Source organism: Ruegeria jejuensis, assembly GCF_041537905.1.
Classification (GTDB): domain Bacteria; phylum Pseudomonadota; class Alphaproteobacteria; order Rhodobacterales; family Rhodobacteraceae; genus Ruegeria_C.
The window spans coordinates 45,938-69,888 of sequence record NZ_JBGRUO010000005.1; the positions used below are offsets into that span (position 1 = coordinate 45,938).

20 protein-coding genes are annotated in these 23,951 nt (G+C 64.4%); 15 read left to right on the forward strand and 5 right to left on the reverse strand.

Annotated features, from left to right (window positions below; all coding sequences use genetic code 11):
- Positions 1-2: 2 nt before the first annotated feature.
- From AB1E34_RS07680 to AB1E34_RS07700, 5 genes are read right to left on the reverse strand one after another with little or no spacing between them, the layout of a single operon-like run.
- Positions 3-983 (reverse strand): 2-dehydropantoate 2-reductase, encoded by a 981-nt coding sequence (locus tag AB1E34_RS07680; RefSeq protein WP_372571751.1) that lies wholly within the window; start codon positions 981-983, stop codon positions 3-5.
- Positions 983-1,852, reverse strand: coding sequence for a metal ABC transporter permease (locus tag AB1E34_RS07685; RefSeq protein ID WP_372571752.1), 870 nt, complete (start codon positions 1,850-1,852; stop codon positions 983-985). Before AB1E34_RS07685 ends, AB1E34_RS07680 begins: the two co-directional genes overlap by 1 nt.
- Positions 1,852-2,739, reverse strand: a complete 888-nt coding sequence (locus AB1E34_RS07690; protein WP_372571753.1) for a metal ABC transporter permease — start codon at positions 2,737-2,739, stop codon at positions 1,852-1,854. Before AB1E34_RS07690 ends, AB1E34_RS07685 begins: the two co-directional genes overlap by 1 nt.
- Positions 2,736-3,635, reverse strand: coding sequence for a manganese/iron ABC transporter ATP-binding protein (locus AB1E34_RS07695; protein ID WP_372571754.1), 900 nt, complete (start codon positions 3,633-3,635; stop codon positions 2,736-2,738). The genes AB1E34_RS07690 and AB1E34_RS07695 overlap by 4 nt, the downstream gene beginning before the upstream one ends.
- 27 nt (positions 3,636-3,662) lie before the next feature.
- A complete protein-coding gene (locus AB1E34_RS07700; RefSeq protein ID WP_372571755.1) occupies positions 3,663-4,565 on the reverse strand; it encodes a metal ABC transporter substrate-binding protein in 903 nt (300 codons plus the stop codon).
- 279 nt (positions 4,566-4,844) lie between these two features.
- Between AB1E34_RS07700 and AB1E34_RS07705 the strand changes: the two genes are divergently transcribed.
- The 15 genes from AB1E34_RS07705 to AB1E34_RS07775 all read left to right on the forward strand — a co-directional run bounded on the left by AB1E34_RS07705 (position 4,845) and on the right by AB1E34_RS07775 (position 23,890).
- Positions 4,845-5,771, forward strand: coding sequence for an AfsR/SARP family transcriptional regulator (locus tag AB1E34_RS07705; RefSeq protein ID WP_372571756.1), 927 nt, complete (start codon positions 4,845-4,847; stop codon positions 5,769-5,771).
- Positions 5,772-5,975: 204 nt separating this feature from the next.
- Positions 5,976-6,221, forward strand: coding sequence for a hypothetical protein (locus AB1E34_RS07710; protein WP_372571757.1), 246 nt, complete (start codon positions 5,976-5,978; stop codon positions 6,219-6,221).
- Positions 6,218-8,227 (forward strand): hypothetical protein, encoded by a 2,010-nt coding sequence (locus tag AB1E34_RS07715; protein ID WP_372571758.1) that lies wholly within the window; start codon positions 6,218-6,220, stop codon positions 8,225-8,227. The genes AB1E34_RS07710 and AB1E34_RS07715 overlap by 4 nt, the downstream gene beginning before the upstream one ends.
- Complete coding sequence (locus tag AB1E34_RS07720; protein ID WP_372571759.1) at positions 8,220-9,425, forward strand: hypothetical protein; 1,206 nt, start codon at positions 8,220-8,222, stop codon at positions 9,423-9,425. Before AB1E34_RS07715 ends, AB1E34_RS07720 begins: the two co-directional genes overlap by 8 nt.
- Positions 9,422-9,706: a hypothetical protein gene (locus AB1E34_RS07725; protein WP_372571760.1), complete on the forward strand. Its 285-nt coding sequence runs from the start codon at positions 9,422-9,424 to the stop codon at positions 9,704-9,706. Before AB1E34_RS07720 ends, AB1E34_RS07725 begins: the two co-directional genes overlap by 4 nt.
- A complete protein-coding gene (locus tag AB1E34_RS07730) occupies positions 9,706-10,731 on the forward strand; it encodes a hypothetical protein (RefSeq protein WP_372571761.1) in 1,026 nt (341 codons plus the stop codon). The genes AB1E34_RS07725 and AB1E34_RS07730 overlap by 1 nt, the downstream gene beginning before the upstream one ends.
- On the forward strand, positions 10,728-12,089 hold the full coding sequence (locus AB1E34_RS07735; RefSeq protein WP_372571762.1) for a S8 family peptidase: 1,362 nt from the start codon (positions 10,728-10,730) through the stop codon (positions 12,087-12,089). Before AB1E34_RS07730 ends, AB1E34_RS07735 begins: the two co-directional genes overlap by 4 nt.
- A complete protein-coding gene (locus tag AB1E34_RS07740) occupies positions 12,086-14,227 on the forward strand; it encodes a hypothetical protein (protein WP_372571763.1) in 2,142 nt (713 codons plus the stop codon). The genes AB1E34_RS07735 and AB1E34_RS07740 overlap by 4 nt, the downstream gene beginning before the upstream one ends.
- Before the next feature lie 30 nt (positions 14,228-14,257).
- Positions 14,258-15,364, forward strand: coding sequence for a hypothetical protein (locus AB1E34_RS07745; RefSeq protein ID WP_372571764.1), 1,107 nt, complete (start codon positions 14,258-14,260; stop codon positions 15,362-15,364).
- A 12-nt stretch (positions 15,365-15,376) separates the two neighbouring features.
- On the forward strand, positions 15,377-16,642 hold the full coding sequence (locus AB1E34_RS07750) for a hypothetical protein (RefSeq protein WP_372571765.1): 1,266 nt from the start codon (positions 15,377-15,379) through the stop codon (positions 16,640-16,642).
- A gap of 3 nt (positions 16,643-16,645) precedes the next feature.
- On the forward strand, positions 16,646-17,584 hold the full coding sequence (locus AB1E34_RS07755) for a hypothetical protein (RefSeq protein WP_372571766.1): 939 nt from the start codon (positions 16,646-16,648) through the stop codon (positions 17,582-17,584).
- Positions 17,581-18,972, forward strand: a complete 1,392-nt coding sequence (locus tag AB1E34_RS07760; RefSeq protein ID WP_372571767.1) for a hypothetical protein — start codon at positions 17,581-17,583, stop codon at positions 18,970-18,972. Before AB1E34_RS07755 ends, AB1E34_RS07760 begins: the two co-directional genes overlap by 4 nt.
- Positions 18,969-20,177 (forward strand): hypothetical protein, encoded by a 1,209-nt coding sequence (locus AB1E34_RS07765; RefSeq protein WP_372571768.1) that lies wholly within the window; start codon positions 18,969-18,971, stop codon positions 20,175-20,177. Before AB1E34_RS07760 ends, AB1E34_RS07765 begins: the two co-directional genes overlap by 4 nt.
- 51 nt (positions 20,178-20,228) lie before the next feature.
- Complete coding sequence (locus tag AB1E34_RS07770) at positions 20,229-23,114, forward strand: trypsin-like peptidase domain-containing protein (protein ID WP_372571769.1); 2,886 nt, start codon at positions 20,229-20,231, stop codon at positions 23,112-23,114.
- A gap of 89 nt (positions 23,115-23,203) precedes the next feature.
- On the forward strand, positions 23,204-23,890 hold the full coding sequence (locus AB1E34_RS07775) for a hypothetical protein (RefSeq protein WP_372571770.1): 687 nt from the start codon (positions 23,204-23,206) through the stop codon (positions 23,888-23,890).
- The last annotated feature ends 61 nt before the right edge of the window (positions 23,891-23,951 follow it).

The window sequence follows — 23,951 nt, forward strand, 5'->3', positions numbered from 1 at the left end:
GTTCAGGTGGCGCGAATGTCGTCCGGGGTCAGGGCGTGATTGGGTGCGCTGCGGATCAGGGCCGCGACGCGCGCACAAATCGGTGTTTTGCGGCCATATTGCTGCCCCAGCGCGACAACCTCGCCCTGCAGCGTGTCGATCTCGGTCAATCGGCCCGCCATCAGGTCGTAAGCCATCGAAGTCCGCGCATGGGGATCAATGGTCAGCATCCGCGCCGCGATCCGCAAAAACAGCGGAGTCGGCAGGCGCAAGACATGGGGCAGCATCCAAGGCGCAAGCGGAGTGGTCGATTGCGTCGCGATACCGGCGGCCTTGAACACCGCCAGCGCCTCCTGCATCTGGTCGGCCATCAGGCGCCGCCAGTCCCGATCCAGCAATTGCTCCTGCAATGTCAGCCCCGATAACGCATTGAGCGCGTTGTTGAGATTGATCAGCAATTTGCCCCATTGCACTGCTTCGATCCGGTCGCTTTCGCTCACAGCCAGATCCGGCACGTTCAGGTCCTGGCCCAAGCCACCCGGCCCCGCTTCGATCACGATATCACCCGAGGTGGCCCGGTGATAGCTGCCCGCCCCTTTTGGCACCACGTTGAAAGGCACCATCCCGGCGCGGGTATCGCGATCTGGCAACGCAGCGCGCAAGGTGCCGGCATTGGCGATCCCGTTCTGCCAGGACAGAACCGGCGCATCGGGCGGGGCATATGTGGCGATCTGCTGTGCGATCTCTGCGGTGGCGGGTGTCTTGACCGTGACGATCACCAGTTCGGCGTCGGCAAAACAGTCCAGGTCGTCGGAAAGCGTCAGATCGGTGGCGGCGATATGGACCGATAGCCCCGAGAAGTCGCTGACCGTCAGCCCGTTCTCCCGCACTGCATCCAAGACGCGCGCGCGTCCCAGAAGCGTGACTTGGTGCCCGCCCCGCGCCAGCAACCCGCCGGTGAAACAACCGATGGCACCCGCGCCCGCAATCACGATGCGCGCCATCAGGAGGCCGGGCCTTCTAGAGAGGCGGCCTCGACCCGGCGCATCGACATGCGGCGTGTGATGATCTGTCGGCGGATAAAGGCGACAAGGAACATCGCGGTCAGGATCAACACGATGGTCGGTGCCGGCGCGCTATCGAGGAAGAAGCTGGCATAGGTGCCCATCAGCATCGCCGCCATACAGACCAGAACCGAGACCCAGAGCATGGTAGAGAACTTGCGCACGACCAGAAAGGCGATCGCCCCCGGTGCGATCAGCAGGCCAATCGCCAGGATCAGCCCTGCCGCCGCCAGCGTCGCCACGATGGTCAGCGACAGCGCACCCAGCAAGCCGTAATGCAGCCAGTTGACCCACAGCCCCGAGGCGCGCGCCTGCGCCGGATCGAAACTGTGCAGCAGCAGGTCTTTCCATTTCAGTGCCAGTGCCAGCGCCACCCCGCTTGAGATGATCCCGGCCTGCCAGAGCTCGTGTGGCTCCACCCCCAGCATGTTGCCAAAAAGGATATGATCGAGATGCGCGTTGGTCGGCACCGAAACATAGAGAACGATGCCCAGCCCAAACATGCCGGAAAACACCACACCCATGACCGTGTCCTGCTTCACCCGGCTGTTGCTGGACAGATACCCGGTCGCCATCGCGCAGGTCATGCCCGCTGCAAAGGCACCGACAATCAGCGGCAGGCCGAAGATATAGGCCAGCACGATCCCCGGCAGCACCGCGTGGCTAACCGCATCGCCCATCAAGGCCCAGCCCTTCATCACCAGAAAACATGACAGCAGCGCGGTCGGCACCGATACGATCATCGAGATCAGAAAGGCGTTCTGCATGAAGCCGAACTGGAGGGGCAGCAGAAGGGTTTCGATCTCCATCAGGCTGCCTTTCGTTCCGGTTTGGGGGTCGGGCGACGCGCCAGCGCCGCGTCCGCTTTGCGCCGCGCTGCCAACAACCCGTGTTTGGGCGCAAAGACAAAGGCCGCAAGGAACAGAAGCGTTTGCAGGCAGACGATGATTCCCCCGGTTGCTCCGTCGAGGAAATAGCTGATGTAAGCGCCGAGAAAGCTGGTCGCCGACCCGATCAGGACCGAGGTCAGGATCAACCGCGGAAACCGGTCGCAAAGCAGATAAGCTGTCGCCCCCGGCGTCACCACCATCGCAATCACCAGAAACGCGCCCACCGTCTGCATCGCCGCCACAACCGAGGCTGAGAGCAGTAAGAAAAACACCGCTTTCAGCAACCCGGGGCGCAACCCGATGGCGCGGGCGTGGTTCTCGTCAAAGAAGGTGACCATCAGGTCCTTCCACTTCGCCAGCAGCACCGTCAGCGAGACAAAGCCGATGATCGCCAGTTGCAACGTGTCCTCGGGCGTGATGGCGAGAATGTTGCCCATGGTGATGGTCTGGATCGAGATAGACATCGGGTTGATCGATACGATGAACAGACCCAGCCCGAAGAACGAAGTGAAGATCAGCCCGATGATTACATCCACCTTCAGCCCGGACCGTTCGGACAGGAACAGCATCGCCCCCGCCGCCAGCCCGCCAGCCAGAAAGGCGCCCAGCGAGAAGGGCAGCCCAAGGATATAGGCCCCGGCCACCCCCGGCACCACCGAATGGGACAGCGCATCGCCGATCAGCGACCAGCCTTTGAGCATCAGATAGGCGGACAGAAAGGCACAGACTCCGCCGACCAGTGCCGACACCCACATGGCGTTGGTCATGTAGTTGTAGGCAAAGGGCTCGGCCAGGTACTCGATCATTCCTGAGGCTCCGCGCGCTGGGTTTTGTCGCCATATTGCACGAAGGGGCGTTCGTCATCGGACAGGATCGTGACCTGCCGCGCGTCTTCGTCGTCATGCAGCGTGTCGCCGCCCAGCGTGAAGTGGCGCAGCACGCCGCCGAACGCCTCTTCGAGGTTTTCGCGGGTAAAGGTTGTCTCGGTCGGGCCATAACCCAGCACGGTGCCTTTAACGAGCACAGTGCGGTCGCAGAATTCCGGCACCGAGCCCAGATTATGGGTCGAAACCAGCATCACCCGGCCCTCATCCCGCAGCTCTCGCAGCAGCGCGACGATCTGGTCCTCGGTTTTGACGTCAACCCCGGTAAAGGGTTCGTCCAGCAAGATCACCTGCCCGTCCTGCGCCAGCGCGCGGGCCAGAAAGACCCGCTTGCGCTGACCGCCCGACAGTTCACCGATCTGGCGGTGGCGGAATTCCTGCATGTTGACTCGGCGCAGCGCCTGATCAACGGCGTCATAATCGGCCTGTTTGGGCCGCCGCAGAAAGCCCATATGGCCGTAGCGACCCATCATCACCACATCTTCGACCAGAACCGGGAAGGCCCAGTCGACCTCCTCCGACTGCGGGACATAGGCGACGAGGTTCTTGCCAAGCGCCTGTTTCACCCCCATCCCGAGGATGCTGATCGCGCCCTGCGCGGCGGGCACAAAACCCATGATCGCCTTGAAAAGCGTCGATTTGCCCGCGCCGTTGACACCCACAAGCGCCGTTACCGTGCCGCGCGGAATCTCGAAACTGGCATTCCACAGCGCGGTGTGGCCATTACGGTAGGTGACCGTCACATCCTGTGCGCGGATGCCGCCGCCCGGCCCGCCGGTGTCTGACACATCTCTGGCTGGGCTATGATCATCGCGCATTTGGTATTCCTTCGTACCCAGCCTGGGTCAGTTCGTGGCAGCGGTCAGCCCTTGCGCCACGGTGCCAGAGGTGACTTTCAACAGGTCCAGATAGGTCGGTACTGCCCCTCCCGACTCACTCAGCGAGTCGACATGCAGCTCGCCTCCATAGGTAACGCCGGTTTCGCGCGCCACCTGCTTGGCCGGGGCGGTGTTGACGGTGCTTTCGCAGAACACCACCGGGATGTCATTGTCGCGCACCCCGTCGATCACCGCACGGACCTGTCGCGGTGTGCCAACCTGATCGGCGTTCATCGGCCAGAGATACAGCTCCTGCATCCCGAAATCGCGGGCCAGATAGCTGAACGCCCCTTCACAGGTGACCAGCCAGCGGCGGTCTTGCGGAATCTCGGCAATCGCATCGCGCAACGGCTCGATGGTGGCGTGCAGCTTGTCTTTGTAGGCGGCGGCATTGCTCGCGTAGATCTCGGCGTTCTCCGGGTCATGCTCGGCAAAAGCCCGTTCAATATTGTCGATGTAGATCAGGGCGTTATCCAGACCCATCCAAGCATGTGGGTTGGGTTTGCCTTCGTAATTTCCTGACGCAATCGGGATCGGATCGATTCCTTCGGTCAACGTGACAGACGGCACATCATCCAGATTGGACAGGAACTGTTCGAACCACAGTTCCAGATTCATGCCATTCCACAGGATCAGATCGGCATCCGAGGCACGCACGATATCCTGCGGGGTCGGCTCATAGCCGTGGATCTCCGCACCCGGCTTGGTGACAGAGACCACCTCGGCCGCTTCGCCCGCCACATTCGCGGCCATGTCGGCCAGAACGGTAAAGGTTGTCACCACCTTCATCTTGTCACCCGCCTGCGCGCCTGTCGCGAGGGTAATCGCAAGGGCAGCAGCAGAGGTGGTCTTGAACAGGGTCGTCAGCATCCGTGTCTCCTTGCAGAGCAGATAGGTCGCCCGCGTGTAAATGCAAATCACTCGCAACTGTCAAGGCTTTTGCGAATTACTCGCAATAAAGGCGATGGGCCGCCGCGCGGCACCCATCCTTTGGCCCGGATGTGGCCATTTTGTGCAGACAAAAAGAGAACTCTACAACAAAAGGTTGCACGACTCGGATGTCTCGTTCAAAATTGACGCTGGGTAAGCTGTTCTACGCGACCTCATCATTTCGACAAGTTTTGCAATGGGCCGACATCAGGAGGTCCCATGATCAGGATATTTTTGCTTGGCCAATTTGCGGTCACTGGAAAAGGGGGACGCAGCGCCGATCTGCACACCCGTCGGGGCACCGAATTGTTCACGTTTCTGGTTCTGGAATCCGGCCGTACCTTTCACCGGGCCCGCCTGGCCGAACAGTTCTGGGGCCATCTGCCCGAGACGCGCGGGCGCAAGGCGCTGAACACCGAGCTCTGGCGCATCACTGCTGCGCTGCGCGCCATCGGCATGGATGTTGCGACCTCGCTTGTCCGCACCCAGCACGAGGTCGGCTATACGCGCCAGCCCGACCATGAGGTCGATGTGGACCACCTGAACCAGGCGGCAGAGATCGTCGCCACCGAAAACCCCGAAACGGTGTCCGCCGCTGACCTTGACCGGATCGAGCGCGCGGTCGAAGCCTATCGCGGTGATCTGCTGGAATCGGTCTATTCCGACTGGTGCCTGCTCTGGCGAGAAAGCCTGCGCGCCAATTTCACCGAAGCGCTGGAGTTTCTGCTGCGCGCCGCGATGGGGCGACAGGACTGGGCCTCGGGCCTGCGTCACGGGCGCGTGCTGCTGGCGCTCGACCCGTTGTTGGAACATGTGCACCGGGCGCTGATGCGCTGCCATTATCATGCTGGGAACCGCCCGCTGGCGTTGCGCCAATACGCCCATTGCGAGCAGATCCTGCGCGAGGAACTGGGCGTCGCCCCGATGGACGAGACACGGCGGATTCAGGAAACCCTGCTGGCCGTCACGCCGCGTCCCAGCCGCGCCGCGGAACAGCGCGTGGTCGAAGCGCCGCCGCGTCAGGACGGTAGCCGCCGCAGCCCTGCGCAGAAGGTCGATCTGGCGCTTGCCAATATCAACACCGCGCGCGGCTGGCTCGAAGATGTCAGCCAACAATTGCGCGGCGGCCCTTCCGAACCCGCCTGAGCAAACCGCACGCTGACGCGCGCACGGGCCTCTTAAAACTGTCACATCGCCACGCCCGTCTGGCCTGTTGTCGCCTTGATTTTGGCGTAACCTTTTGTTTCGCCAAGCATACTCCTGTGATATCCCTGTGATCCTGCGGTGAGAACGCGGTGTCGCGCCCTGTGCAGACTGGCCTTGAACCCCTGCTCTGAGCCCGAGTCGCACGTGTCCCATGCCCGTCACACCCAGTCCCATCGTTTTGTCGTGATCTACCGGTGCGAACCCCGTGAGATCGCCGGTGCCGCAGAGGTCTGGCGGGGTTGGGTCGAACGCATTCCCGATCCCCGTCAGCGCGCCGAAGCCGGTCAGACCGAAGAGCGGCTTGGCTTTCACGAGTTGCAGGAGCTGCCCGCGCTCATCACCCGGCTGATGGACGAGGCCACCGCCCACGACAGGAGAACCCGCCCATGAATATCTCATCCTCTCCGTCCCGGCCCATGCCTGTAACGCCGCGGATCAGTTCGGGCGCGCCGTCGGCGGCGATGCCTGTGACCGTGTCACCCTCGCGCCGGGAATTGCGGCGTGCCGACCCGTCGCTCTCGTTTCAGGTCAGCGCACCGGGGATGCGATTTTTTGACGTGATCGTCGCAACGGAACCGGCGCTGTTTGATCCCGCCGAGGCGCATCGCCGGACGCCGAAGAATTTCCGCTCGTCCCGGCAGGATTTTCAGGGCCTGCCCATCGAGATCGAGACCGGCTTTTACATGCTGCCCCGCGCCTTCATCCGCGATGTCATCAGTCAGGAACCGCGCCCGACCCGGTTGTTCTATCTGGCGGTGGGTTACAGCGACGAAACCGCGACGGACGGGATCTACTCACTGCCCCCCGACCGGTTTGCCGAGGCCCCGTTTGTCAGCCTCGCCGGCGATCTGAGTGCGGCAAGCCTGAGCCATGTGCTGGGCATGGCGGTGCATCGGCTGGGCTCGGTCGGGCCTGCGGGTCGGGTCATGGCGGTGACGCCAACCCCTGCGCAAACGCCGCTGCCCCGGATGATCGGAGGGTTGCCGGTGCAAGCCCCGAACCCGCAGATGCAGATGCCGGTTGCCTCGCCGCAACCTGTCAGCGCGCCTCCGACCGGGGCGATCAACGGCCCAAGCCAGGTTGCGCCGGGTGCTGTGAACGGTCCTGCGCCGGTCGCGCCACAGCCAGCCCGGGAAGCACCCGCGCAAAGCACCGCCCCGGTGGCCGCAGACCCGGCGCCCCAGAACGGTGCGCCAGCGCCTGAAATCGTTGCCCCTCAGCCGCAAACCGATGATTTCATTGATGATGACTATGCCTATGGGGCTGGGTCTGGCGTATCCGCCATGTTCCGCGACTATGACGCAAACACCCCGGAAGAGGCCCCGGTACCGCATTACGATGACGGCCTGGGGCCAATGAACGGGGCCGGTGCACCGCCGCCCGCAGCAACGCCGATCCCGCCGCTGGACGAAACGCCGCCACCCGCGCCTGCGACTGGAACCGATGCGCCGCCACCTGCCCCTATCCCGACGCAACCGACGCCCTCCGCCCCCTTGCCTGCGGCAGGTGGTGAGGGTTGGAAAGACGCGCTGGTCCAAACGGTTCTGGCCGAGGGTGCCGCGGGCCGCTACGAGGCGCTCAATCTCGACGGGGCCTTCCGAGGCCGTCTGGGCCAGACCCATCCTTACTACCAGCGCGCCCATGACGGGTTGTCGTTGGGGCCGCATCAGGCCGGGCAGGACAGCGGCGAGCTGGGTGAATTGCTGACGCTGATGCAGGCCGCCGACCCGGCCGGGTTCGCCGCCACATTCGGCCCCGCTGGCGATCAGCTGATCGCGGTTACCACCGCCTCGGGCCCACAGAGTGGTGATGCGCCGGACGGGCGCGGCGCGCGGGTGCAGCCGGTTGAGGGTCGCGATATCTGGGAAGACCCCTGGGTCGACCGCTTCCGCAAAGCGGCGCAACATCCGCCCTTCCAGGCGGCGATGCGCGCCCAGATCATCGCCCGGCGGCTGGAGCCGATGCTGCCGGTGGCCGACGCTCTGGGCATCGCGAACCGGCGCGGTCAGGCGATGCTGCTGACTCTGGCGATCCTGAGCGGTGTGCCACAGGCGACCACGCTCAGCCGCGCAGCGATCAACCCGTTCGACACGCCCGCCAAGCTGGCCGCCGCGTTGCAGGCGCTGGGGCATGACAGCCTGAACGCTTTCCAGACCGCGCAAGGCCTTGCACCCACCGAAACGCTCGATGATGTTAGCCATTTCGCGTTACTGACCGCGCTGCGCGGGCTTGGCCCCGAGGCGCCGGTGCAATTGCCCGACCCGGACTCCACCCTCGACACGCTGGTCACCTCGCTGGGGCCAGGTCCGCAAGGGGATGCGCTGCTGAAGCTGCGGGTCTCGCCCGCCTTGCGTGACAACGTCGCCACATCCGCACCGGGGGCGACCCATGTATGACCCCCACCAGCAGGCGCAGACGCCGTATCTGGACCGGCCCGCGATTGACGCAATGCTGGCGCAGAGCAAGGCCTGGCAGGACATGTCGCCCGCTGACCGCGATGAGATGTACGCGGCGATGTCCAAAGTGTTCGGCTATCTTGGTCAGAGCCCCGCTGCTGCTCCGGCCCGGCAAATGGCCCCGAATTTCAGCCAGATGCGCGGCGGTGGGGGTGGCGCGCAACCTCCCGCCCAGCAACCGCCGCCCGCTGCCAGCCCCCCCGCGCCCGGTGGGCCCGCAGGTGCGCAGGGCGGCAGCAACATCTTTCAGGATGCGGGGGACGCTACCCAGACCATGCTCGGCGCCATCGGCTTCCCGGATTTCTGCGCCTCGCTGATCCAGGGCACGTTCCAGGCCATCGTCGACAGCTCGATCCAGCAGATGGAGGCTTATTCCAACCTGCTGGCCGAGACCGCCAAGACCGTCGATGTGTTCATGGAGGACAATATCTCGGACGATATGGCCCGGGATCACCTGACCTCGAATTACGGTGATATCTTCCAGAAGGACATCACCTCGGGCCAGCCGCAGATGACGGTGAACACCCAGGCCGTGGGCGCGGGACAATTGCCGAGCTTCCTCAAGGATCTGGGCTTCGACAGCCCGATGGATCTGGACCAGAACGCGGTCGAGCAGGTGGTCGTGCCCCAGACCCGCAAGACCCTGGCCGAGATGCGGCACCAGTCGCTGGCGACCATGGTGATGATGGGGATCAACCGCATCGTGGTCTCGGATGGCGAGATCAATGCCAAGCTGGTCTTTCATATCGATGCCAGCCAGAGCACCTCGCTCACCTTTTCCGATTATAAGCCGACCAACTGGTCGCTGGCGGGGCAGTTGGGCTCGAACCAGTTCGCGGCAAGCGGCCTTCTGGTGAACACCACCAACATCAACGCCCAGTCCGAGATCAACATGAATGCCGATCTGACCGGTGAGGTGCGGGTGCGGTTCCGCTCGGATTACTTCCCGCTTGAACGCTTCGCCGACAGCGCCGCGATCCAGCTCATCAACCAGAACGCCCATGTGGCAACCCAACCGCAACAACCCGCCGAAGGCGCAACCCCGGGCCAGGGCGGCGAGACCCCGCCGCAACCGGGCGCCCCCCTGCCACCGCCGCCGCCCCTGCCGCCGATGGACAATAACGGAGGAGGCACATGATCCGCGCAACGCTCGCACAAACCCTGACCGCGCTGGCCGACGGCGCAACGCCCGAGCATCCCGGCCTGTATGTGACCGAGGCCGAGATTGATCTGCCGCTGCTCGTGTCGCTGGAACGTGGGGCTGATGGGCCGGTCTTTGTTGCCCACCCGCCATGGTCAGCCTTCCGCTCAGGGTTCGAGCCGATCGCGCATCGCGCGCGCATCACCATTCATGAGGCACCGCATGAGGCGCTGCCGGACACGACAACCCCAGCCACCGGACCAGACGAGGCGATGTGATGTCCCCCGCCGGCGGCTATCCGATTGAGGAGTTTCTTGAGGCGATCACCGCTCAGCTTGATCAGACGCAGGATGCGCTGCGGCTCAAGGCCGTCAACCGCCCCCTGACCTTCGCGCTGAAGGATTTCAACGTCGATCTCAAGGTGTTCGTCGAAATGGATCAGGCCGGACGGGTAACCTTCCGCCCCGCCGCCCCAAACGAAGAAGGAGCCAGCACGGTGAGCATCGGTTTCACCACCATAACGCGCCCGATGATCGAGGAGAACACGATCTCGATGGAAATGGCGAATGCGCCCACGTTGGACGAGCTTGGTTTGGCCCCCGACGAGCGGCGACAACTGGCGCGCGTTGGCGTGCGCAATGCCGCCCAACTGCGCAATCTGGAACGCAATGCGGGCGACGAGGGGTTGTCGCGCCACTCCGGCATCAATCTGGGCCGCATCCGGGGTGCGCTCAATCTGGCGCGCCCCCGATTGAGCGATGTGGTCGATCCTGAAAGCACGACACCAGAGGTGCCAGTTCCCGACGCAACAGCGCCGGATCTGCCAACCCCGGACCTCCCGCCGCAACCGGTGCGCCAACCTGCCCCCCCCCGGAGCAACGGCGCGATTCCGCCGCAGCCCGACCCGGCCCCGCCGCCGCAACCGGGTGGCCTCTGGCCGCCGCGCGGCCCGCTCTCTCCGGCTGCACCGCAGCAAGGGCCGAACAGTCCCGCGCCAACGCCCGAACAATCCTCATCTCCGATTTCAAACCCGATCGCGGACCGGCTGCGACAGCACCGCCGTAAGCTCGCAATCAAGCCCGATGCCCGCAATATCGAGCTGCGCGGCGCCAATCTGACCGATGGCGGTCGTCTGCCGGTGGCGCGGCTGGACGGGCAGAACCTGAACCTCTTGGCGGCCAAGCCTTCGTCTGTCTCTTTCGCCCTGCCGCAGGGCTGGGCCATGGGACCCGGCAGACTGATCGTCGAGATGCCCGATGGTGAGATGGAAGATTTCGACCTCAGCGGAGGGTCCGGCGTATGAGACGCAGTGGGCACCTCCAGCTCAAGCTGCGGCAAGGCGTCGAGACTCGCGCACCGGCCCATCTGGATGTGCTGGATGGAGCGCGCCGGGCGTCGGGATCGGTCGATGGCAGCGGCGATGTGGACCGCGCGATCCTGCGCCAGACCACCGGAATGCGCGCGCGCCGGGTGTTCCATGCGGGCACTCATGTGAACCGGATCGGCCAGCGGGACGCCGATTACAACGATCTGGAAACCCGGCTTGGCATGTCGCGGGTCCTGTGTATCGAACTGGCGGAACCGGCGCGCGCCAATGATGTGGTCAAGGCGCTGCGCGATGCCGATGCGGTGGATTGGGTCCGCGCCGAGCCGCTCTCAACGGTGCCGCCCATGCTCCAGGATCGCGACCACAATGCTGATCCTCGCGCCCCGTTCGATCATGTCGGGGCACTGGCGGCGCTTGCGATAGAACCGGGATCGCCCGCCATTGCCGTGGCGGTGATCGATACCGGCGTGGCACTGGAGCATGAAGAATTCAACGGCCGCCTTGTTGCTGGCTATGACACGGTCGATCTGGGTATGGGCCAGATCAGCGAAGGTGTGTCGCTGGTGGGTGACAGCCTGGGCCGCGATTTCTGCGCCCGCGACGAAACCGGCCATGGCAGCCATGTGGCAGGCATAATCGGTGCGCGCGGACTCTCGATGACCCATGGCGTCGGCGGGGCCTGTCGTATCGTGCCGGTGCGCGCGCTGGCGGCTGCGCAGGCGGGCGAAGGTCCGGTCTTCGGCGTCGGGGGGCTGTCGGACATTGATGCCGCCATCAAGGCCGCCGTCGATCTGGGCGCCAAAGTGTTGAACATGAGCTTTGGCACCGCGAGCGATGATCTCGATCCGCTCGCCCCACCGCCCCATACGGATGCCATCGCTTATGCCACCGCCCGCAATGCGATCCCGGTTGCTGCGATGGGCAATTCCGGATTGAGCGAGGAATACTTCCCCGCCGCCCTGCCGCAATGCATCGCGGTGGGGTCGATGGCGCTGGATGGCCGGGTTTCGGGCTTTTCCACAAAAGGCCCGCATATCGCACTCTGCGCGCCGGGCGAGGCGGTGCATTCCACCAAGCTGCATGGCTATGGCCGCTCGACCGGCACCAGCCACGCGGCACCTTTCGTTTCGGGCGCTGCCGCTCTGTTGGCGGCCCGGGCGCGCAGGCGCGGTCATGACCTGACCACCGAAGAGGCGCGCCAGGCGCTGTGTTATTCCGCCGAAAACCATGGCCGTCAGCCGGATGAGGATACCGGCTGGGGCATGCTGAACATTCCCGCCGCGCTGGCGCGGCTCGACGCAATACTACCGGCATATGAGGAGGTAAGCCCATGAGCTTTATCGACACCGTCGGCGAGGACGGGCTCGCCATTCTGTCGCGCTATGTGATGCAAGGCGCGGCCACTGAGGCCGAGACCAAGGCGCTCGCCGAGGTCGCCGAGGCCGCGTCAGACCATATGGATATCGACATGCTGGAGACGGTAACGCTCCAGCTGCGCAGCGCTCGCGAAGATCATACCAGCCTGCAAGCTGCCGAGGCCGCCTCGGCCCTGGTCGCGCGGGCCATCTGCATGGCCAAGCTCGCCAATGCAAACGGCGCAGTTGAAAAGGACAGCGCCAATTGGCTGTCGCGCAATGTCACTGCCGCTAGCGTGCATCAGGACCGGGTGCGCGGCATCTGGCGCGCCGCTGCCGGTCTGGGCGGCGATCTCGACAAGGACTTCTTCGAGCATGCGCTCGAATCCGCCCGAATGGGCAAAACCATCCAGCCTGCGCCGCGGGCAGACACCCAAACCCCCGGCGACACGGGAACGGAGGATAAAATGTTCGACCCAACACCCATTCGGGACGAGATTCTCGAAAAACTGGCCTTCAACCCGGCGGGCTTGCCACCCGCCCTGCGCGACAGCACCAATCAGCGGATTTACGTGGACGCCGTGGTCACCTCGGTCGCGCTGCTGGGGCATGGCCCCAATGACGGCGATGACGCGGCGGTCTGGTCTGCGGCCACAACAGCGCTGATGTTGCTCGACGGGCATTACAACCCGCAGGATTCCCGCTTTTTCGCCCATGCGCAAAAGGCGGTGGCCGAGTTGTCAGGCAGTGCCGAGGAATCCGGCACCGTTGCGATCGACAGCCACAAGAGCGGCGAGGTCGACAATGACGGCAACGAGCTGTTCCTGCAGATGACCGCGCCCGATCCTGAACAGACCCAGCGCATTGGGTATTTTGTCCGTACTTGGCAGATTATCCGCCGTAAACTGGCCAAGGGCGACAAGGCGTTTTTCCAATCGCTTGCCGTGGCCACCCGCAAGGCGGTCGACACCTATCCCGAACATCAGGGCGACATCACCCTGCTGACCCCCACCGTGGATGCCGCCTATAATGGCGATGTCGCCTCGGGCGGCTCAGGCGGCGGCGGCGTTGCCAATGTCGATCTGCCACCGCTCAATGATCCGGCAGGCTATAATGATGAGATCGAGCGCGAGAATATCCGCGCGGTCTCGACTATCTATGTCGGCTACCAGCTTGAGTTCGCCATCAAGGCCTGCGCGCGCATACTGGAGCTGTTTGTGGCCGGTCTGCTGCCGATACCGGCCTCTGATGGGTCCGCGCGGGTGCTGGACAACCTCTACTGGGATCAGGACGATCTGCTGGACGAAGCCGCACGGCGCTCGATCTACGCGCGCGTGTTGGGCGCGCCGGGGGGCGAGCTGGCCTTCGACATACAGCCCAATACCGAGTTCAACACGCTATTGATGCGTTCGGTTTCCGCGATCGCCGAATATGAGCGTCAGCGCAGCCTTGTCACCCAGTTCGACAATGCCGCACGCGGACGCCGGTTCCAACTGACCTCGGGCGAGTTCGTGCGCAAGGCGGTTCGCGATTTCGCCGCAAATGTTTCGCTGCGCGGCTGGGCGGGCACAGCCTTTACCGCCGAACGCATGGCGCATCAGATCAAGCAGGTGATGAAAGTGCTCGGCCTGCCTGCGGTGCGCACCGCCTTTGGCGTCACCACACCTTGGCAGGTGATCGAGCGGGTCAGCCAGCGCGAGTTCGGCATCACCGTGAACACCGTGCTGCACCGCACGCTGGCGGTGGAAACCCAGAGTATCATGTCGGTGATCGCCGAGAACCACACCGTCTGGTCGCAGGGCGCGGCAACGCCGCTCTTCTCGGACACCCAGGCCAATGATGGTGATCTGAGCTATGCCGACTCTGTCCGTCTGGTCAACGCGGCGCAGCATTTCCGCGCAGTGACCGGCATCGGCGATGGTCTGATCGACGAATATTCCGAACCGGTCGAAACCCACGCAGCCCCCAGCCTGCCTGATCTGGGCGGCATGAGCGGCATGGGAGGCGGTGCGATGCCCCCGGTTGATATGACCGGCGTCAACGCCTTGCGCGATCTGGTCAATAGCGGGCAGACGCCCAGCCCTGACCAGATCCTGTCCATGTTGCCGCGGCTCTGATCCGGGGCACCAGCCTGAAGGGAGGGTCCGATGACCTATCACACCCGCGCCGCCGATGCCGCCAAGAACGTGCTGCACACCGCCGCGCAACGCCTGATGACCGCCGATCCGACCTCGGACCGGCAGGTGGCGCGCGCACTTGACCGCTCGCTGGACTGGTCGCTGGGCGATCCGTCGCTGGGCGCTCAGGCCTCGCGCAGTTTTGAGCCCAGCTTTTTCGAGAACCAGTCTCGCGCACTGGCCTTTCAGGTCACGCCGACCGGACGCGGGATCGGCGCCGGAGATCAGCGCGAGATGACCAACGACACCGTGCGCTCGATGATCTACAGCCATTTCGGGCATGACCCGCTGCGCTGGTATGACCAGCGTTCGGAACCGGCACGCGCCCGCTATGGAGTCTCGGCCTCGGGCGGGGCGCATTACGCGCTGGGCGTCGATGGATCGGGCCTGCGTGAGGTACAGGCGGCCTTTGAGTGGGGACCGCAAACGCTTGATCTGCTGCCTGCGCCGGTGATGGCACTGGCGCAGACGGCATTGACCGCCCTGCCCGGTCTACGCCCCTTCGCCACCGTGATCCGCACTTCTGCAATGAGCGGCGGGCAACAAGCCTCTTTCGAAATTCCCGGCGAGACCTCGCTGGAGGCGTTCAAACCGCTGATGGAGGCGCTTGGCATGGGCCCCCGCCATGGCGGCTTCCAGACCCTGCTGGCCTTTGTGCTGGGGGCGCGGTTCAGCCTGCCTGAACGTGCAGCGACGTTGACCCTGCTCAACACACCCAAGGGACCGGAAATGCGGGTCGATGTGAATATCGACGCCCTGCCCGACACACCTGAGCAGCTCCTGCCGCTCTTGCGTCTGCCGCTGACCGAACGCCCGCAGAACCTGTCGGCGCTGGATAGCTGGATGACCGCGATGACGCCGGATGGTTATTACGGGCCGGGTTCGGTCACCGTGCTGTCGGTGCGCGTGCGCGCCGAAATGCCCGCGCGGCTGGCACTGTTCCTGCGCCCCATCGCTATGGAGACCGCCCCGGCGACAGCCCCCGAGGTACCGGCCCCGGTTCCCGCCCCGCCCCCGCCGGGCAATGGCGCGCCGGTTGCCGCGCAAGCCGGCTGGCCGCAACCCCGGCTCAACTGACGGAGGCCCGCCATGATGCACCCCGCCCCCAACCCGCCGCCACAGAATCCAGCACAGACCCCGGCAGGCCCGATGGACGACACGCTGAACCATGTGCGCCAGAACGTCCGCAACGTGCTGACCCGCTCGGCCGCCTTCCGCGCCCTGCCGCCCGAGAAGCAGCGCGAGGTGGCGCGCGATACGGTCAAGGTGGCCCGCTTCATCACCGATGCGGGTGGTGAGACCGCAGGCCTGCCGATGTCGGTCTTCATCGACAACCCCGCAGGCACCGCGCCCGCGCAAGCGCTCGCCGAACCCCCGCGCCCCGGCGCGCCCAACCAGGGCCAGCGCGGCTTCACCGGTGCCGGCGTCGATTTCCAGAATGCCGCCACCAAGAATGCCGGAACCGATCTGGCCAGCGTCATTGATGCCGTTGATTTTCCACAATTCTGCGCCTCGCTGATCGAAGGTGTCTTCAACGCGATCGTGCAGACCTCGATCCAGCAGATGGAGGCCTATGCCACCATGGTCGCCAATGTCTCGAAATCGGTCGACCAGTACATGCAGGACAATGTCTCGCAGGAACAGGCGATGGACCAGATGGTCTCGGGCAATTCCGACCTGTTCGAACAGGACTGGAGCGGTGACGCCCCCAGCATCGCACCGCGCTCGGATGCCAATGAGGACCAGATGGGCGGCTTTCTGCAAAGCCTCGGGCTGCCCTTTGATCTGGACCCCGGCGATGAAGAGGTGATGCAGCAACAGATCGTGCCCGCCGTGCGCAAAAACATGGCGATGGACCGCCAGAAGCTGCTGGCCACGATGGTGCTGATGGGCATCAACAGGATCGTGGTCACCGATGGCAAGATTCAGGCCAGCTGCATGTTCTCGATTGATGCAAGGGACGTGCTGCGCCGCAACCAGGAGATCGATACGAGCTTTGAGCAGACCTATAACAAGCGCCACAACAAGAAGAAGCGCGATGGTTGGTGGATCTTCGCCAAGAACCGGGAATCCGAACGCACGCGGCTGAACGTCAAGACCGATATCGACACCAACCAGACCGATGAAAGCGAAAGCAAGTCGACGCTTAAGGCCAAGCTGACCGGCAATGTCGATCTGCGCTTCAAGTCCGATTATTTCCCGCTGGAAAACATGATGGACATGCTGGGCACCAACGAAACGGTGATCACCCAGATCGCGCAGCAGCCCACACCGCAGCAACAGCAGTCAGGAGCGGCCCTGCCGCTGCCGCCCGCCCCGCCGCTGCCCCCGCCCCCCGCCGGTCTCGGAGGCTGAGCCATGCCCGACCCCGCCGCCACGCTCTCGCGCTCGCTGGACCATGTGGCCAGCCTGCTCGACCGCGCGCGTCCGGGGTTTCCGGCGACGGTGGCGATGGGGCTGGGCGGTGATCCGCTATTCATCGATCTGCCGGAATATCGCGGCGGTCTTGGCGGCCAGATCAGCGCCGAGGCGCTGCAGGTGGTGGCCGCGCTCTACTTCTCGGCTGAGATCGAGGGCACCTATCTGATGAGCGTGGCAGAGGAGCTGGCCGCAAACCGCTTTACCCTGAACCTGACTGACCGCGAGGCGGCTGAGCGGCTAGAGCATCTGGCTGATGCGATGCAGCAAGGCTGGGTGGGGCGTGATCTACGCAACCAGATCTTCGCGCGAGTGTTCGGCGTGGGTTATGCTGACCCCAATCTTGGAGACACTGCCGTCAATCGCGAGTTCGAGCCGCAACTGGCCCGGTTCTGCATCGCGCTCTTGCGGGCGGCGCAATCGTTGGGGGGCTATAGCCCTTCGACCGGAGCGGCAATGCGCGCAGGCGTGGCGGCGCAGTCGCTGCTGGGTGCGCTCAGTGGCCGCATGCAGGGCAATACGCTGATCGTGGCCGAGCGGTTGTCGCAGCAATTGCGGGTGGCGCTGGATGCGCTCAACCACCGGGCGCTGGCGACGCTATTCCGGGGCGCAAATGCCTGGGATGTGGTGCGCAATGTGCTGGGGCCGGACACACCCGATCTGGCCGGTCACATCAACCGCGCCCAGACCGGGCTGCGCCTGATCGGCTGGATGGCCGATCACCTGCCCGCCCTGCGCAGCGCCGACAGCCGCGCGATCGCCGCAACCATTGTCAGCGAACCACAGGCCGCTGGCTGGGCTGAACTCTGGCTCAACGCCGCCGGGATCGATCCTGCCCCGCAGCCGACCCATCAGAGCGCGCCGGGGTGGTTGCAATGACCCGCTTCAACAGCCTGCCCGCCCCCTATGATCGCGCGCCCTCGCCCGAGGGTATCCGGCCCGGAGCTGAAACCGTTTCACTGGTGCAGACCCAGATCGACGCGCTCTTGAACCGCACGCCCAGCTTTTATGCGCTCAGCGCCAAGGACCGTGACCGGATGCGCGGGCAGTTGACTAAAATCAGCGCCTATGCCGCCGAACTGGCGCGCGATGCCTGGGCGCAGACCCAGAAGCTCGGCCAGACGCCACTGGTGCGGCATGAGCGGACCTTTCGCCCGGTTGCGCAGGATCAGCCAGCCCCGCAGGCGCAACCTGTTGCCCGCACGCAGGCCGCCCGTGCCAACCTGCAGACATCGGCCACCGGCCGCGTCGCCGACATCACCCAGTCCACCTTGCGGGCCATCGCCTTTCCGACCTTCGTGGCGGACCTGATCAACGGCACGTTCGACGCCATCATCGGGGCCACGATCAAGCAGATGCAGGCCTTCATGGAACTGGTCGAGAATGTCTCGAAATCCGTGGCCGAGTTTACCCGCGACAACATCACCGACAATCAGGCGCGGGATTTTCTGGTGCAGTCCTACCCGGACCTGATGCAGATCGACACCTCCGAGGAAACCCCCCGTGTCGGGCTGACCGAAGCAGGCGAAGAGGCCGAAGGCAGTACGCTCGAAAGCATGCAGGGCCGCCTTGGCCTGCCCGACCCGGTGGCCTCGCTGGACGAGGAGACCATCGAGGAACAATTGGTGCCCGCCGCGCGGCGGAGGCTGGCGGAATCGCGGTTGCAGATGCTCAGTTCGATGGTGATGCTCGGCCTGCAACGCATCGTCATTCGCCACGGTCGGCTGCGCGCGACCATGGGGTTCCATATCGACGCCAGCGACCGCGCCCATGCAGAAGAGGCCTCGACCTTCGACTTCAGCCACCAGAACTCGGTCCAGGGCATGTTCTATGTGGCGTTTTCGGCGCGCACCTCGGTGGCTTATGTCAGTTCGCGGCAATCCGACAGCGACAGCGCCATCAATGTGCAGGCCGATCTAACTGGCGAGGTCGATCTGACGTTTGAGACCGATTACCTGCCGCTGAACCGTCTGGCCCGCGCCGAAAGCATCGAACGCATTCGCGGCAATACCCCCAACCCCGAGGCCAACCACCCGGTCAACGCCGCCGCAGGCATGACCCAGCGCAGCGCCAGTGGGCCCTCCGCGGCGCAAGTGGTCTCGGACCGGATGCAGGCCCATGCACAGGAACCCGCCCCGACCATCGCCGATGGCCTGATCGACGCTGCGGGGCAGGCCGGGCGCGCGGCAACCGGGGCGGTGGGCAGCGCCGTCGGTGGCGCGGTCGAGGGTGCAGGCGCCACAGTCACGGATGGAGGTGGCGGATGAGTGAGATGATGGCTCGACTTGATGACACCAACCCGCTACCCGGCCCGTTTGGCGCAAACACCGGCCCCGAGATGACGACCTCGCCCGCGGTGCAGGCGCTGGCCGCAGGCCAGGTCAAGGCGCTGCTGGAATCCGCGCCCGCCTTCTACCAGCTGCCCGCCGAAGCGCAGTCGAAGATGCGCGATGATCTGGAACGGATCACCACTTATACCGCCACACTGATTGAGGATGACTGGACCCAGTCCAGGAAGCTCGACCAGACCCCGGTGGTGCGCGAACAACGCGTGGTTGACGGCACCATGACGGCCCCAGCCCGCGCGCAAGCCGAAGGGTTTCAGCCTAATCAGGAGGGCGGCTTTACCCCGGTGGCAGCCTCAAATGTGGCCCGCATCACCGAGGACACCTTGAATGCCATCGCCTTCCCAACCTTTGTCGCGGACCTGATCAAGGGCACCTTTCAAGCCATTGTCGACAGTTCGATCCAGCAGATGGAGGCCTATGCCGAGCTGCTGTCCAACGTCGCCAAGACCGTGCAGCAATTCGAGGCTGACAACATCACCGACAACAACGCCCGCGACTGGCTGGCGGGGGCCTATCCGCAGGTGATCCGGCTGGATACCTCCTCGGGTCAGCCGCGCCTTGTCCCGCAGCAGGGCGCGGATGACGCGCAGCAGCCCAATTTCCAGGGCGACCTGAACCTGGGCGAAGCGGTCACCAGCGTAGACGAGGAAAGCATTGAGACCCTCCTTGTTCCCGCTGCCCGCCGCAAGATCGCGCAATCGCGCCAGCAGACCCTGGCCACCATGGTGTTGATGGGCATGAACCGCATTGTCATCACGCGCGGCCGGATCAAGGCTGCCATGGGGTTCCGCATCGACACCACCGACACCTCGCGCGCGGAATCGGCGCAGAAATTCGACTCCAAGACCGAAGCATCCGCCCGCTATGGCTGGTTCCTGTCGCCAGTCAAAGCCTCAATGAAAACCACCGTCAGCTATGTCTCAAGTTCCAAGAAATCATCTGAATCCGAGATCGACGTCTCGGCCGATCTGACCGGCGAAGTCGATCTGCGGTTCAAGTCCGACTACTTCCCGCTGGAACGGTTCGCCGACACCGCCGTGATCGCGCAGATCCAGCAGAACACCCCGAACCCGGGCGCAAACAAGCCCATCACCGGCGCACCCGGAGGGCAGCAACAGCAATGACCCTTTGCGCCGGACATAACCCTTCATTCTCGATCCCAGAAAGGACATGCCATGGCCATGCCGCTTGATTACGCCCGTGCCCGCCCCTTTGCCGCCGTCAATCCGATCATTGACGCCACCAATCCCTGGGACGCGATCCGGCAGATCGCCAGCTTTGCCGCGCGGCATCAGAATTTCCGTGTCGGCGTGCAGAACACCGGCTATTTCCCGTTCTCGGCCATCTGCAAGCTGGTGATGACCCGGCCCTCGGGTACCTATGGCGGAACCGGATTCTACATCGCTCCCGACCTGATCCTGACCGCCGGGCATAACCTCTTTGGCAACGCTCCCGGCACCTCGACGCTGGAAGAGGCCACATCGGTGTCGATCCGCCCCGGTCAGCAAAGCAATTCCAACATCCCGCACCGGTTCAGCGTGCAGGCGCAGGACTGGACGATCCACCCCACTTGGCGTAGCTCGGGCGCCAGCGATCGGACCCATGACATGGCGGTGATCCGGGTCACCCAGGGCCCACCCAATGGTGAGCATTTTCGCCTGATCAACTATTCCCCCTCGCCAGAGGCACCGATCGCAGTCTGCGGCTATGGCGGGCAGGATGTGGCCAGCGACCGCCAGCATCTGGATATCGACCGGGTGCGCCGCCTGACGGGCGGGGGTGAGATCGTCGAGTACAACTTGCAGACCCGTAAGGGCAATTCCGGCTCACCGGTCTTTGCCCATTTCAACGATGACAGCTCTGGCGGCGATCTGCCCGAGGCGATCCCGGTAATGGGCGTGCACGTGGCACGGGGCCTGAGCGGGGACAGCCACCACAATCGCGGTGTGCTGCTGACGCCGGACAAGATCGACTGGGCGCGCGGTGGCGGCATCATGTCGGTGGCGCAAAGCCTGTCGCGCCCCGCCGCCGTTGGAGGCTTGCCGCTGATGACGCGCTCGCGCGCCTCGGTGGGCGGCCTCCCTTTGATGCCTGCCCAGCCGATGCCAGTGGCCATGCCCACCCCGGCGCCCGCGCTGCCGCAGGACCCCGCAGGCGGCGCAGGTCCGACCCGCACCGACATCCCAGTCAGCACCCAAAGCTATTATGCCCGCCCCTTGGCGCGCAGCTTCATCGTCGCCAACACCAGCCGGGGCATGAGCGTGTCCCGCCGCACCTTCGGGCATGACACCCACGACATCTCGGGCACTACGGTGCTGGAGGTTTCGGTGCCCAACATGCCCGATGGCGGCTCGGTCCGCTGGAACATCCCCGACGCCGATGACCGCACCCGTGTCTTGTTCGAGGTAGGTTCCGGCACCGCGCAAAGCGCCAGCGGTACCCGCGTCACGCTGCGTTCGCTGGCGCCGGGCGTGGCGCATGTGGATTGCATGGTCAAGGATTCCTCGGGCACCACTATCGAATCCAACAAATACTTGGTCAGTTCACCGCATTTCGTGAAGATCGTCTTTGACGCCAATGTCGATACCTTCCTCGACGGTCTCGGATTACGCAGCCGCCGCGCCGCGCTGATCGACGAGATGCGCGAAGTGATGCAGCTGCTCTATGAGGATACCAATATCCGCCTGATCTTTCCGGGGGAAAGCCTGCCCGCGCATCTGGTGGTGGGTGCAAATGCCGGGTTCCCGGGCGGAGAGGCGGTCGCGGCCTCGGTCTCGATTGCCAATGTCGACGCGCAGGTGGGCGCCAACGACCCTGAAGAGAGCCACGACACCGGCACGCAGACCGCCTTTGGCACCAGCACACTGGGCCGTAATCATCAGCCGGGCGATCTGCCTGCGCCGCTGAACCTGCACAATGTGGCGTCGGTTCTGCTGGGCCATATGCGGGTGATCGACGAGGTCGAAACGGTAGAGGATACGCTTGCCGGTGGCAGCCAAAGCTCTGCCAATCTGGATCTGGCGGCGCAAATGTATGGCCGCCTACTGGGCGAAACCACCTCGCATGAAGTCGGGCATTTCCCGCATGGCAGCTTCATTGTTCATGGCGGTTCGCTGATGCAGAGCGGCAGCGACCGGAGCTTTGCCGAACGCACCGGCATGGCGCCGGGCTCGGGCAGTGCGATCCTGACCGATAATGGCCGCACCAACATCAACCGTCTCAGCGACGCCAATCGCCGCGCCATCGAGAATGTGCTTCCGATCGACCCGCCGCTTGATATCGCCGGGGAACGGTCGCGTGGACGTGTCGGCAGCTTCAGCATGGGCCGCGCCTTCTCGGACAACACCGTGCATCTACCCGGTGCGACGGTTTTGGAGGGATGGCAGGCCGAGGTGCTGATCTTTGCCATCGATAACGCCATCCGCGCGGCGGCGGGCGCGATCAACCCGGCCACCTATCTGGCGGCGGCTTTCGTCGATTTCGATATGATTCTGACAATCTGCGACCGGCTGGATGTCACGATCGGCTTTGGCGGCGGGGTTGGCGCGGGTCTTGGGGATGGCTCAACTGCCGGGGCGGGCATCGTGTTTGCGCCGGGCCGTCGCATCGGGTTCTACGGGGCGCTGTCCGAGGTCACCGGCTGGGTTGCCTCTGCCGGGGTGAACGGCCAGTTCACCGTGGTGGGCGGCGGGCCGGAAAACTTCGGCGGCACCAGCTATACCTATGGGGTCACCGTGGAAACCATCGGCTGGTTCGACGACGGGCTGGTGGGGATGCCAGTTGGCGCGCATGTGATCACCAACACGCAGGATCAGCCCATCGGCGTGACCTTAGAAATCGGCCTCAGTGCAGGGGTGCCAACGCTATCTCTGATCGAGGCGACTGCCCAGATGGTGCACACCCGCACCACAATTGCTACCCAGCAGGGTTTGGTGCGGCCCTACTCCACCGGCGCCACTGATCCTAAAGGGAACATGAAGGCGGCGGCGATTGCCGAAGCGATCCGCAAAGGGGCCTCGCCCGAAGCGGCGGCGCGCTTTGTCGATCAGCTTTTTACCTAGCGGCTTCGCCCGCGCCTGTATCCGGTCAGGGCCGCACCCTGACCGTCGCGGGTGACGGTGCCGAAGCCGGTCCCGCTGGCAATATCGTGGTGCTGGACGAGATCCGCAGCTTTGCCGCTGATAAGGGGCTTTTTCAGTTGCCCCGCGTCGCAAACGGCGAAGAGGTGTTCGAGGTCGACATCCCCGAGGGCCTACAGCTGAGCCTGATCGATCTGGCAACGCCCGAGGCCTCGCTCGCCGCAGGGGCCGAACTGGAGGCGCGACCGGAACGCGGGACAACCGGGCGGCTGCGGCTGGTGGTGCGCTGGGCACACCCGGTGCCTGCGGGAAATGTCAGCTTCCGGCTGCGGGTCCATGCTTCACCCGACGGCACCCCGCCGCCGGTGATCACGCCGTTGACCGAGCCCAACTCGCACACCCGAATGCGAACGCTGATCGAACAGGACGCCCCGGTTGATCTGGCCATTGATGGCCCCGTCGCAGAGGCCTTTCGTACACAGATCATCGAGCGCGGAGGCCAGTTCATCGGGGCCGAATCCCAAAGCCATCTGGCCCGTCCGTTCGAAGGTCTTACGGCGGGGTCCATCGTTCTCATCGTGCTCGGAGTGCTTGCCGCAATCTGCATTGTACTGGGTTTCGCCACCTTCGGCGCTGTGCTGATCGTCGCTATGCAGAAGGGTTATAACATCGAAAATGCTGGCTATAAGGTGGCCGTAGGTGAAGGTGCCAGCCGACAGGAACATGAAATGGTGTTCAACATCCGAAAACCGGAGTGAGAGCTCTCGAAAAACGGGAAAAGTCCTGCGTGGTGCATCACGCAGGACTTTTTATTTAGAT

Coding starts and splice junctions, on each gene's coding strand:
- AB1E34_RS07680 (WP_372571751.1), bottom strand. CDS start 983: ATGGCGCGCATCGTGATTGCGGGCGCGGGTGCCATCGGTTGTTTCACC.
- AB1E34_RS07685 (WP_372571752.1), bottom strand. CDS start 1,852: ATGGAGATCGAAACCCTTCTGCTGCCCCTCCAGTTCGGCTTCATGCAG.
- AB1E34_RS07690 (WP_372571753.1), bottom strand. CDS start 2,739: ATGATCGAGTACCTGGCCGAGCCCTTTGCCTACAACTACATGACCAAC.
- AB1E34_RS07695 (WP_372571754.1), bottom strand. CDS start 3,635: ATGCGCGATGATCATAGCCCAGCCAGAGATGTGTCAGACACCGGCGGG.
- AB1E34_RS07700 (WP_372571755.1), bottom strand. CDS start 4,565: ATGCTGACGACCCTGTTCAAGACCACCTCTGCTGCTGCCCTTGCGATT.
- AB1E34_RS07705 (WP_372571756.1), top strand. CDS start 4,845: ATGATCAGGATATTTTTGCTTGGCCAATTTGCGGTCACTGGAAAAGGG.
- AB1E34_RS07715 (WP_372571758.1), top strand. CDS start 6,218: ATGAATATCTCATCCTCTCCGTCCCGGCCCATGCCTGTAACGCCGCGG.
- AB1E34_RS07720 (WP_372571759.1), top strand. CDS start 8,220: ATGTATGACCCCCACCAGCAGGCGCAGACGCCGTATCTGGACCGGCCC.
- AB1E34_RS07725 (WP_372571760.1), top strand. CDS start 9,422: ATGATCCGCGCAACGCTCGCACAAACCCTGACCGCGCTGGCCGACGGC.
- AB1E34_RS07730 (WP_372571761.1), top strand. CDS start 9,706: ATGTCCCCCGCCGGCGGCTATCCGATTGAGGAGTTTCTTGAGGCGATC.
- AB1E34_RS07735 (WP_372571762.1), top strand. CDS start 10,728: ATGAGACGCAGTGGGCACCTCCAGCTCAAGCTGCGGCAAGGCGTCGAG.
- AB1E34_RS07740 (WP_372571763.1), top strand. CDS start 12,086: ATGAGCTTTATCGACACCGTCGGCGAGGACGGGCTCGCCATTCTGTCG.
- AB1E34_RS07745 (WP_372571764.1), top strand. CDS start 14,258: ATGACCTATCACACCCGCGCCGCCGATGCCGCCAAGAACGTGCTGCAC.
- AB1E34_RS07750 (WP_372571765.1), top strand. CDS start 15,377: ATGATGCACCCCGCCCCCAACCCGCCGCCACAGAATCCAGCACAGACC.
- AB1E34_RS07755 (WP_372571766.1), top strand. CDS start 16,646: ATGCCCGACCCCGCCGCCACGCTCTCGCGCTCGCTGGACCATGTGGCC.
- AB1E34_RS07760 (WP_372571767.1), top strand. CDS start 17,581: ATGACCCGCTTCAACAGCCTGCCCGCCCCCTATGATCGCGCGCCCTCG.
- AB1E34_RS07765 (WP_372571768.1), top strand. CDS start 18,969: ATGAGTGAGATGATGGCTCGACTTGATGACACCAACCCGCTACCCGGC.
- AB1E34_RS07770 (WP_372571769.1), top strand. CDS start 20,229: ATGGCCATGCCGCTTGATTACGCCCGTGCCCGCCCCTTTGCCGCCGTC.